Below are 10,200 nucleotides of genomic sequence, written 5' to 3' on the forward strand. Positions count from 1 at the left end.
GCGCCCCGCACGCCTGCATCATCCTTCCAGCCAACCGGCTCCGCGTGGAGCCAGCGAGACCGCACGATGCGCGACGACACCCCCATCGATCCCCTGCTCGGCTATCGCCGCCCGTACCCCGGGACGCAGCCGGCCTACCTGCACCCGCCCTACGCCTCCACCGGCGCGCGCGGCCCGACCCGCGATCCGATCGCGATCCCGCTGACGTTGTCCGAAGCCACCGGCCCGACCCTGGACCGCACCACCCTCGGCGAGCATGCCGCCGATCTCACCGCCGGCTTCCCCGGCGCGCCGCTGGGCGAGCGCATCATCGTCAGCGGGCGCCTGCTCGACGAGAACGGCAAGCCGGTGCGCAACAGCGTGGTCGAGGTGTGGCAGTGCAACGCCGCCGGCCGCTACCTGCACGCCGGCGACCAGCACGACGCGCCGCTGGATCCCAACTTCACCGGCACCGGCCAGGTGCTGACCGACGACCACGGCCGCTACCGCTTCACCACCATCAAGCCCGGCGCCTATCCGTGGCGCAACCACTACAACGCCTGGCGCCCGGCGCACATCCACTTCTCGCTGCACGGCGACGGCATCGGCCAGCGCCTGGTCACGCAGATGTACTTCCCCGGCGATCCGTTGCTGGCGTTCGACCCGATCTTCAACTGCGTGGAGGACCCGAAGGCGCGCGAGCGCATGGTCTCCGCGTTCGACTGGGAGACCACCGCCAACGAGTTCGCGCTGGGCTACCGTTTCGACATCGTCCTGCGCGGACGCAAGCAGACCCCTTGGGAGTGAGGCGATGAGTTTCCAGGCAACCCCTTCGCAGACGGTCGGCCCCTACTACCGGATCGGGCTGGAGCCGCTGTACCGCACCGAGATCGCGCCGGCGCAGGCGCAGGGCACCCACGTGGAGATCGCGGGCAGCGTGTTCGACGGCCACGGCGTGCCGGTTGGCGATGCGCTGCTGGAGATCTGGCAGGCCGATGCCGCCGGCATCTACGACCATGCCGCCGATCCGCGCCGCGGCGAACACGATCCGGCCTTCCATGGCTGGGGCCGGGTACCGACCGACGCGCAGGGCCGCTTCGCCTTCCGCACGGTCAAGCCCGGCCGCGTCGCCGGGCCCAAGGGCCTGCAGGCGCCGCACCTGGTGGTGCTGGTGTTCATGCGCGGCCTGCTGCGCGCCGCACCGACCCGGCTGTACTTCGGCGACGACGACCTGGACGGCGACGCGATCCTGGCGCAGGTGCCGGCCGAGCGCCGCGCGACCCTGGTCGCGCAACCGCTGGCGCCCAATCGCTACCAGTGGGACGTGCGCATGCAGGGGGAGCACGAGACTGTGTTCTTCCGCTACTGAGCGCAGCGACATCCCGCACAGGCTGCAGCGGTTACGCTGCATGATCTCTCCACCGCCTACGAACCGATGAGCGTCTCCGAGTCCCTGTTGCGTCCGCTGTTCGGCGATCCGGCCGTCGATGCGCTGTTCGACGACCGCGCGCGCCTGCAGGCCATGCTCGACGTGGAAGCGGCGCTGGCGCGCGCGCAGGCACGCTGCGGCGTGATCCCGGCCGACGCAGCGGCGCCGATCGCCGCCGCCTGCGATGCCGCGCGCTACGACCTGCCGGCGCTGGCCGCCGCCACCGCGTTGGCCGGCAATCCGGCGATCCCCTTGGTCAAGGCGCTCACCGCGCAGGTCGCCGCCGCCGATGAAGACGCCGCGCGCTGGGTGCACTGGGGCGCGACCAGTCAGGACATCATCGACAGCGGCGCGGTGCTGCAACTGCGTGCCGCGCTCGACCGTGTTGAAACGCAATTGGACGCGCTGTGCACGGCGCTGGCGGCATTGGCGCAGCGCGAGCGCGACACCGGCCTGCCCGGGCGCACCCTGTTGCAGCAGGCGGTGCCGGTGACCTTCGGACTGAAGGCTGCCGGCTGGCTGGACGCGCTGCAGCGCAGCCGCCGACGCCTGCAGGCGCTGCGCGAGGACGCCCTGGTGCTGCAGTTCGGCGGTGCCGCCGGCACTCTGGCTGCGCTGCAGTCGCAGGGCCTGGCCGTGGCCGAGGCGTTGGCCGAGGAATTGCGGCTGCCGTTGCCGGCGCTGCCCTGGCACGCGGCGCGCGATCGTATCGGCGAGATCGGCGCGGCGTTCGCGCTGCTCGCCGGCAGCCTCGGCAAGATCGGCCGCGACGTCGCGTTGCTGATGCAGTCGGAAGTGGCCGAGGCGTTCGAGCCGGCCGCGGCGGGCAAGGGCGGCTCCTCGGCGATGCCGCACAAGCGCAATCCGGTCGGCTGCGTGGTCGCGATCGCCGCGGCCACGCGCGCGCCGGGCTTGCTGGCGACCTTGTTCGCGGCGCTGCCGCAGGAACACGAGCGCGCCGTCGGCGGCTGGCATGCCGAATGGGAAACCTTGCCGGAACTGGTGCGCCTGAGCGCCGGCAGCCTGGCCCAGGTGCGGGTGCTGGTCGAGGGCCTGGAGCTGGACCGCGCGCGCATGGCCGCGCATCTGGACAGCCATGGCGGCCTGCTCTACGCCGAGGCGGTGGCGGTGACCCTGGCCGCGCACCTGGGCAAGGCTGCCGCGCACGCGCTGGTGGAAACCGCGGTGCGCCGCGCGCTGGCCACGCAGCAGCACCTGCGCGTGGTGCTGGCCGAGGAGCCGCAGGTGACCGCGGTGCTGGCGCCGGCGCAACTGGATGCGCTGTTCGCCAGCGACAGCTGGCGCGGCATGGCCGCGGTGTGGATCGAGCGCGTGCTCGCCGCGCAGGCGCCCGCGTGAGCCGTCGCGCCGTGCCTGTCTGCCGCAGCGTCGGCGCCACGTTCTAGACTTGCCGGTGTCGCGCGGTTCCGTGCCGCGACGGCCCCTTCCACTTTCCCTGCGAGCGCCGCCCATGCCCATCCTCGACCTGCCCACGCATCGTCTGCATTACCGCATCGACGGCAGCGAAGGCCGTCCGTGGCTGACCCTGTGCAACTCGCTCGGCACCGACCTGCACATGTGGGACGCGCAGATCGCCGCGCTTTCGCCGCATTTCCGCGTGCTGCGCTACGACCGTCGCGGCCATGGCGCGTCCACCACCCCGCCGGCGCCCTATGCCATCGCCGACCTTGGCGGCGACGTGGTGGCGCTCTGGGATTCGCTGTCGATCGAGCGCAGTCATTTCTGCGGCCTGTCGATCGGCGGGCTGACCGGGCAGTGGCTGGGCCTGCACGCGGGCGAGCGCCTGCTCAGCCTCACCCTGTGCGCCACCGCGGCCAAAATCGGCAGCGCCGAGAGCTGGCAGGCGCGCATCGAGCAGGTGCGCGCCGAGGGCCTGGCGCCGCTGTGCGACGGCACCCGCACGCGCTGGTTCACCGCGGCCTTCGCCGAGGCGCAGCCAGCCACCGTCGAGGCGATCCTGGACAGCTTCCGCGCCACCGATGCGCAGGCCTACATCGGCTGCTGCCAGGCGCTGGCCGAGGCCGACTTCCGCGCGCGCCTGGGCGAGATCGGCGTGCCGGTGCTGGCCGTGGCCGGGCACGACGATCCGGTGTGTCCGCCGGCCGATCTGCAGGCCATCGCCGCGCAGGTGGCGCAGGGCGAGGAGGCCGAGGTGCACGGCCGCCACCTGTGCAACGTCGAGTCGCCGCACGCCTTCAACGACGCGCTGCTGCGCTTCCTGCTGCAGTAGCCAACGCCCGCTTTTCCCTACGTTTCAGGAGTCGCCCCGATGGACGAGAACGAACGCTACGCCGCCGGCCTGCAGGTGCGCCGCGCGGTGCTCGGCGATGCCCACGTCGACCGCTCGCTGGCCGCGCGCACGCCGTTCACCGAGGAATTCCAGGAGTTCATCACCCGTACCGCCTGGGGCACGGTGTGGACCCGCGAGGGCCTGCCGCGGCACACGCGCTCGCTGCTGACCCTGGCGATGATGGTGGCGCGCGGCCACGACGAGGAGTTCAAGCTGCACGTGCGCGCCGCGCGCAACAACGGCGTCAGCGCCGACGAAATCAAGGAAGTGCTGCTGCAGGCGGCGATCTATTGCGGTGTGCCCGCGGCCAACCACGCCTTCGCCCTGGCCGCGCCGATCCTGGCCGAGCAGGCGGCTGAGGGCGGCGCGAACGCTGCGGACTGAGCGCGGCGCTGCTGTCGCGGCAGAGGATGGTGGCGGCCCACGGTTGAGCGCCGATCGCGTCGTGCACGGGACGAAGTGTGCCTGCTGTAGGTCCTGCGACGGTGCCTCGCGCAAGCCGGATCCGCGCGGCGCTTCGCGCGCCGGACCCTCACCCCAACCCCTCTCCCGAGGGGAGAGGGGCTTATCCCTTGTTTCGTCGGAGGGAAAGGTGCCCCGCAGGGGCGGATGCGGGTCAGTCCAGCACGCGGCTCAACTGCTGCGCCGCATGCCGTAGCGCCGGCAGCACCGTGCTCTGCAGGCTGCCCAGGGTCATCCGCGCCACCGAGCTGCCGACGTTGAGCGCGGCGACCACGCGGTCCTGGCGGTTGCGCACCGGCACCGCCACCGAGCGCAGGCCGATCTCCAGTTCCTGGTCCACCACCGCGTAGCCGTCGCGCTGCACGCGCTCGAGCAGGGCCTGGAACTGCGCGCGGTCGGTGACGGTGCGTTCGGTGCGCGGGCGCAGCGGATTGCGCTCCAGGTAGCTGTTCAAGGTGTCGCCCGGCTGCGCCGCCAGCAGCACCCGGCCCATCGAGGTGCAGTACGCCGGCAGGCGGCTGCCGGCGCGCAGGCCGATCGACATGATCCGCACGGTTTCCGCACGCGCCACGTACAGCAGGTCGTCGCCGTCGAGCACGCCCAGCGAGCAGGACTCGTGCAGGGTGTCGCGCAGCGCGTCCAGCACCGGTTGCGCCGCCACCGACAGCGCGGCGGTGGACAGGTAGCCGCTGCCGATGCCCAGCGCGCGCGGCAGCAGCACGTAGCCGCGGCCGTGGGTGCCGGCGTAGCCGAGCTTCTCCAGCGTGTACAGCACGCGCCGCACCGCCGCGCGCGGAATGCCGGTGTCGGCGCTGAGTTGGGCCATGCTGACGTCGCGGCTGTGCTGGCCGAAGGCGCTGAGCACGGCCAGACCGCGCGCCAGCGAGGTCATGAAGTTCGGGTCGCCTTCGCATTCGCCGATGCGCCGCATCAACTCCGCGGCCAGGCCGCGCTCGGGCGGGGTGGGAGCGGTGGCGGCGCGCGCGGTGCGGCGTGCGCGAGGGGGACGCGGGGACTCGGACATGGAAGCGGCGGCGGCGGCGATGCGTCCGATGGTAGTGGCTGCGCCTGCGGGCGTCGATGCCGCGGAAGCAGGTGGGCGCGGCGGCAGCCGCTCCTGCGGTTCTTTTTCGTCCGACACGCAAATCTCAAGCGAAAGCAAAGGCTTTCGCCCTGACGGGCGAGTTACTTTTCTTTGCTCGCGCAAAGAAAAGGTAACCAAAAGAAAGCGCGCCCTGCCTTGCGCCCTCCGCGCTGCGCGCTCCGGGTCCGCGTCCATCACGGGGATCCGCGGAAGGGGCATCCTGCCCCTGCCGCGGACGGCGTACATCCATGTACGCCGCCCTTCGGGTTTTTCCCCGCGCTGTCCGCCGCTTCGGAAGGGAACCCGGTAAGTCAAAAACAAGGGCAAAAGCAACAGCCGAAACCAAGCGATCACGACTCCTACAGCGACTCGCGATGATCGGTGTCCGGGCGGGATGTGGGGAGGGACTCTTGTCCCTTTTTGTGGGATCAGTCCCGACTGATTCCGAGTTAGATCGTCCGCCTACTCCGTTCGTCGTGGTCGCATGACAGTTGACTCCCACAGACGAACCAGCCTAGGGCCTTGCTGCCTCAGTCGCCCAGCCGCACCACCAGCTTGCCGAAGTTGCCGCCGCTCAGCATGTCGATGAAGGCCTGTGGTGCGTTTTCCAGACCGTCCACCACGTGCTCGCGGTAGCGTACGCGGCCGTCGGCCAGCCAGGCGCCCATCTCGCGCAGGAACTCCGGATACAGCTTGACGAAGTCGCCGACGATGAAGCCGCGCAGGGTCAGGCGCTGGCGCAGCACCTGGCCCATCAGTGCCGGCATCCGGTCCGGCCCCGGCGGCAAGGCGCCGTTGGCGTTGTAGGTGGCGATGGTGCCGCACACCGGCACCCGCGCGAAATCGTTGAGCAGCGGCAGCACCGCATCGAACACGTGGCCGCCGACGTTCTCGAAGTACACGTCGATGCCGTCGGTCGCGGCAGCGCGCAACTGCTCCGCAAAGTCCTTGGCGCGGTGGTCCAGGGCCACGTCCACGCCCAGTTCCTCGCGCAGGTAGCGGCATTTTTCCGCGCCGCCGGCGATGGCGATGACCTTGGCCCCGCGCAGTTTGGCGATCTGCGCCACGGTGGCGCCGACCGGGCCGGTGGCTGCGGCGACCGCCACGGTCTCGCCCGGCTGCGGCTTGCCGATCTCGTGCAGGCCGGCGTAGGCGGTGAAGCCGGGCATGCCGTACACGCCCAGCGCGGTGCTCGGCGGCAGCGGCGAGTTGGGGTCGAGCTTGCGCCGCAGGCTGGCGCCGTCGACGACCAGATGGGTCTGCCAGCCGCCGTTCTGCACCAGCACCAGATCGCCTGGTGCGTGGTCGGGGGAGTTGGATTGCAGCACCTCGGCCACGGTGCTGCCGACCATGGTCTCGCCCAGTTGCACCGGCGGCGCGTAGGACGGCGCATCGCTCATGCGCCCGCGCATGTACGGGTCCAGCGACAGCCAGCGGTTGCGCAGCAGCACCTGGCCGGGGCCGGGTGGCGCAATCGGGGCCTGTTCGATGCGGAAATTGTCGGTGCCCGGCGCGCCCTGCGGGCGCGAAGCGAGCACGATGCGGGTGGTCTGGGTGGGGGCGGTCATGCGGTTTCCTCGCTTGCGGTATTCAATTGCGCGATGTCATCGGCCGACAGCTGCAGGCGCGCGGCGGCGAGCAAGTCCTGCAGTTGCTCCAGGCTGGTCGCGCTGGCGATCGGCGCGACGATGCCGGGTCGTGCCATCAACCAGGCCAGCGCCACCTGCGTGGGCGTGGCCGCATGCTTGCCGGCGATGTCGTCGAGCGCGGCGAGGATGCGCAGGCCGCGCGCGTTGAGATAGCGCGCGACCACGCTGGCGCCGCGTGCCTTGCTCTTGCCCGCGTCTTCGGCCTGACGGTACTTGCCGCTGAGGAAGCCGCTGGCCAGCGCGTAGTAGCACAGCACGCCCAGGCCCTGTTCGCGCACCAGCGGCTCCAGCTCGGCCTCGTAGCCGGCGCGGTCGTACAGGTTGTACTCCGGCTGCAGCGTTTCGTAGCGGGGCAGGCCGTATTGCGCGGAGACGTTCAGCGCCTCGCGCAGGCGCGCGGCACTGTAGTTGGAAGCACCGATGGCGCGCACCTTGCCCTGTTCGATCAGCCGCCCGAACGCGGCCAGCGTGGCTTCCAGCGGCACCGAATCGTCGTCCGCATGCGCCTGGTACAGATCGATGACGTCGGTCTGCAGGCGCTGCAGCGAGTCCTCCGCGGCGGCGGCGATGGTGTCGGCCGACAGGCCCGGGCGTTCGGCCCACTTGCCGACCTTGGTCGCGATCAGCACCCTGTCGCGCTTGCCGCTGCGCTTGAGCCATTGTCCGATCAGCGTTTCCGATTCGCCGCCGCGATTGCCGGGCACCCAGGCCGAGTAGATGTCGGCGGTGTCGACGAGATTGCAGCCGGCCTCGACGAAGGCATCGAGCAAGGCGAAGGAGGTCTTGGCGTCGGCGCTCCAGCCGAACACGTTGCCGCCGAACGCCAGCGGTGCCGCATGCAGGCCGGAGCGGCCGAGTTCGCGCGTGTGCAGCATGGAAAACGCTCCACTGTGGGGAAAGGCGACAGGATAGTCGCCGGGGGTCGAAGGATCGGCCAATGCTCGCGAAAACAGCGTTCCGCCGGCGTGATTCGCGCTAACGGGAGCGCAACATTCGGGCTTGTCGGGCCGCATGCTAGGCTCGCCCCACCTCCTCTTGCGGATGCCTGCCATGACGCTTCGAACCTCGCTCGCCTGCGCCTGTACTCTGGCCGTCGCCACCGCCTTGCTCGCCCCTGCCGCGCAGGCGATCAAGCCTGCCGACACCGCGACGCTGCCGGCGCCGGACGCGTCCCTGCAGGCGGCGATCAACGGCAGTTGGCGCGACCGCGCCAACGTCGCCCGCGACGCTTACCGCCATCCCGGCCAGACCCTGGCGTTCTTCGACATCAAGCCGACCCAGACGGTGATCGAGGTCACCCCGGGCGGCGGCTGGTATGCGGAGATCCTGGCGCCGTACCTGCGCGAGCACGGCCAGTACATCGCTGCGGTGGTGGATCCGACCGCCGTGCCGGAAGGGCGCGGTCGCGACTACCAGCAGAAGGCGCGCGCCGGCCTGGAGCAGAAGTTCGCCGCGGCACCGGCGCAGTACGACCACGCGCGCATCGTCGCGTATGCGCCAAACGCACCGGTGTTCGGCCCGCCCGGCTCGGCCGACCTGGTGCTGACCTTCCGCAACGTGCACAACTGGCGCATGGCCGGCCAGGCCGAGGGCATGTTCAAGGGCTTCTACAACGTGCTCAAGCCCGGCGGCGTGCTCGGCGTGGTCGAGCACCGCGCCAAGGCCGACGTGCCGGCCGACGACAAGAGCGGCTATGTCGGTCAGGCGCAGGTGATCGCCATGGCCGAGGCCGCCGGCTTCAAGCTGGCCGGCAAGAGCGAGCTCAACGCCAATCCGCGCGACACCAAGGATTATCCGGGCGGCGTATGGACATTGCCGCCGAGCAACCAGCACGAGGCCGCCGACGATGCCAAGTACCAGGCGATCGGCGAGAGCGACCGGATGACCCTGAAGTTCGTCAAGCGCTGAGCCGGCGCACGAGCGGCGCGGCGCGGACGCATGGGACAATGCCTGCGCCGCGTCGTGCGGCGCAGGTTCGCTGCCGTTCCCGTCGATGCTGATCGCCTTCAACAAGCCCTTCAACGTGCTGTGCCAGTTCACCGACCGCAGCACGCCGCCGCGGCGCACCCTGGCCGAGTTCGGCCTGCCCGCCGACGTGTATGCGGCCGGACGCCTGGACTACGACAGCGAGGGCCTGCTGCTGCTGACCGACGATGGCGCGCTGGCGCACCGTCTGACCGATCCGCGGCACAAGCAGCCCAAGACCTACTGGGTGCAGGTGGAAGGCGCGCCGCAACCGGAGCAGGTGCAGCGCCTGCGCGACGGCGTGCTGTTGAACGACGGCCCGACCGCGCGGGCCGAGGTGACATTGCTGGACGCGCCGCCATCGCTGTGGCCGCGTGATCCCCCGGTGCGCTTCCGCAAAAGCGTGCCCGATGCCTGGTTGCAGGTCGTGCTGCGCGAAGGCCGCAACCGCCAGGTGCGGCGGATGACTGCTGCGGTCGGCCTGCCGACCCTGCGCCTGGTGCGTGCGGCGATGGGCGCGCACCGCCTGGACGGGTTGGCGCCGGGGGCCTGGCGCGCGCTGTAGTGCGTGTTGTGCCGAATGACCCGCAGGAGCGGCGTCAGCCGCGACCGGAGCGCATCGGTAACGCCTCGGTCGCAGCTGAAGCCGCTCATGCGTTGGAAAAGCAGAGGCGCGGCGAACCATAAAAAAAGCGACCGGGATGTCTCCCGGTCGCTGCGTTTCATGCGGCGGCTGCCGTCAGCGGCAGTGCGCGGATCTCACTCTTCGGTGGCGTCCTGCGCTGCGGCATTGCGGCGCGTGCCGCGGGTGCTGGCGGCGCTGCGGCGCGCACCCACGTTGCCGCGCTTGTTGGCCGCTTCGATGCGCTGCGCATTGCCTTCGATCGGCGCGCCCTTGTCGCGCTGGCGCTTGCGGTAGATGGCGTAGCCGAGCAGACCCACACCCACGGCGGCAGCGGCGATCGCGATGGCCGGGTTGCGGCGCACGGCGGTGCGCGCGACCTTGGAGCCGGTCTTCACTGCACCCATCGCTGCGCCCGCCTTGAGCGCGCCCATCGCCTTGCCCGACTGCAACCACTTGTTCGCCTGCGGGCCGAAGTGCTTGAGGCTGTCGCCGGCGTGGCTGGCGAGATCCAGGGCGCGATCGGTGATGATGGTCAGCTTGCTCATGGGCGTCCCCTACTGGCAGGAATGAAGGGCTGCAGTGTCGCCGGCCTACCGTATACGGGGCGTTAGCGCAGCGCCGTGGATTCGTCTGCCCGCTGAATGCGGTGCGCCAGACCCACTAGGTGTGATCTCTCAGTAGGTTGTTCATCCGGGG

General features: G+C 70.8%; 11 protein-coding genes. 7 read left to right on the forward strand and 4 right to left on the reverse strand.

Annotated elements, in window-relative coordinates; all coding sequences use genetic code 11:
* Positions 1-66 precede the first annotated feature (66 nt).
* The 5 genes from pcaH (at position 67) to pcaC (ending at position 4,103) form a co-directional block, all read left to right on the forward strand.
* Positions 67-786, forward strand: a complete 720-nt coding sequence (gene pcaH, locus D183_RS0105660) for a protocatechuate 3,4-dioxygenase subunit beta (RefSeq protein WP_017908147.1) — start codon at positions 67-69, stop codon at positions 784-786.
* Positions 787-790: 4 nt separating this feature from the next.
* On the forward strand, positions 791-1,348 hold the full coding sequence (pcaG, locus tag D183_RS0105665; RefSeq protein ID WP_017908148.1) for a protocatechuate 3,4-dioxygenase subunit alpha: 558 nt from the start codon (positions 791-793) through the stop codon (positions 1,346-1,348).
* A 66-nt stretch (positions 1,349-1,414) separates the two neighbouring features.
* Positions 1,415-2,767 carry a 3-carboxy-cis,cis-muconate cycloisomerase gene (locus D183_RS0105670; protein WP_017908149.1) on the forward strand — a complete coding sequence of 451 codons (1,353 nt, stop codon included), beginning with the start codon at positions 1,415-1,417 and terminating at the stop codon, positions 2,765-2,767.
* Between the two features lie 112 nt (positions 2,768-2,879).
* Positions 2,880-3,659, forward strand: coding sequence for a 3-oxoadipate enol-lactonase (gene pcaD, locus D183_RS0105675; protein WP_017908150.1), 780 nt, complete (start codon positions 2,880-2,882; stop codon positions 3,657-3,659).
* Positions 3,660-3,698: 39 nt separating this feature from the next.
* Positions 3,699-4,103, forward strand: a complete 405-nt coding sequence (pcaC, locus tag D183_RS0105680; RefSeq protein ID WP_017908151.1) for a 4-carboxymuconolactone decarboxylase — start codon at positions 3,699-3,701, stop codon at positions 4,101-4,103.
* Positions 4,104-4,335: 232 nt separating this feature from the next.
* Here pcaC and D183_RS0105685 read toward each other — a convergent pair whose 3' ends face one another.
* The 3 genes from D183_RS0105685 to D183_RS0105695 all read right to left on the reverse strand — a co-directional run bounded on the left by D183_RS0105685 (position 4,336) and on the right by D183_RS0105695 (position 7,789).
* A complete protein-coding gene (locus D183_RS0105685; protein WP_017908152.1) occupies positions 4,336-5,205 on the reverse strand; it encodes an IclR family transcriptional regulator domain-containing protein in 870 nt (289 codons plus the stop codon).
* A 590-nt stretch (positions 5,206-5,795) separates the two neighbouring features.
* Positions 5,796-6,833, reverse strand: a complete 1,038-nt coding sequence (locus D183_RS0105690; RefSeq protein WP_017908153.1) for an NADP-dependent oxidoreductase — start codon at positions 6,831-6,833, stop codon at positions 5,796-5,798.
* The gene (locus D183_RS0105695) at positions 6,830-7,789 is read right to left on the reverse strand and encodes an aldo/keto reductase (RefSeq protein WP_017908154.1); all 960 of its coding nucleotides are present in this window, start codon (positions 7,787-7,789) and stop codon (positions 6,830-6,832) included. Before D183_RS0105695 ends, D183_RS0105690 begins: the two co-directional genes overlap by 4 nt.
* Before the next feature lie 175 nt (positions 7,790-7,964).
* On the opposite strand from D183_RS0105695, the gene D183_RS0105700 reads away from it, so the two are divergent.
* Entirely contained in the window at positions 7,965-8,822 is an 858-nt protein-coding gene (locus D183_RS0105700; protein ID WP_017908155.1) for a class I SAM-dependent methyltransferase, read from the forward strand.
* 85 nt (positions 8,823-8,907) lie between these two features.
* On the forward strand, positions 8,908-9,444 hold the full coding sequence (locus tag D183_RS0105705) for a pseudouridine synthase (protein ID WP_017908156.1): 537 nt from the start codon (positions 8,908-8,910) through the stop codon (positions 9,442-9,444).
* Between the two features lie 194 nt (positions 9,445-9,638).
* Here D183_RS0105705 and D183_RS0105710 read toward each other — a convergent pair whose 3' ends face one another.
* On the reverse strand, positions 9,639-10,049 hold the full coding sequence (locus D183_RS0105710; RefSeq protein WP_017908157.1) for a hypothetical protein: 411 nt from the start codon (positions 10,047-10,049) through the stop codon (positions 9,639-9,641).
* Positions 10,050-10,200: the final 151 nt, after the last annotated feature.

This window comes from Xanthomonas sp. SHU 199 (genome assembly GCF_000364665.1).
In the GTDB taxonomy this organism is placed as follows: domain Bacteria; phylum Pseudomonadota; class Gammaproteobacteria; order Xanthomonadales; family Xanthomonadaceae; genus Xanthomonas_A; species Xanthomonas_A sontii.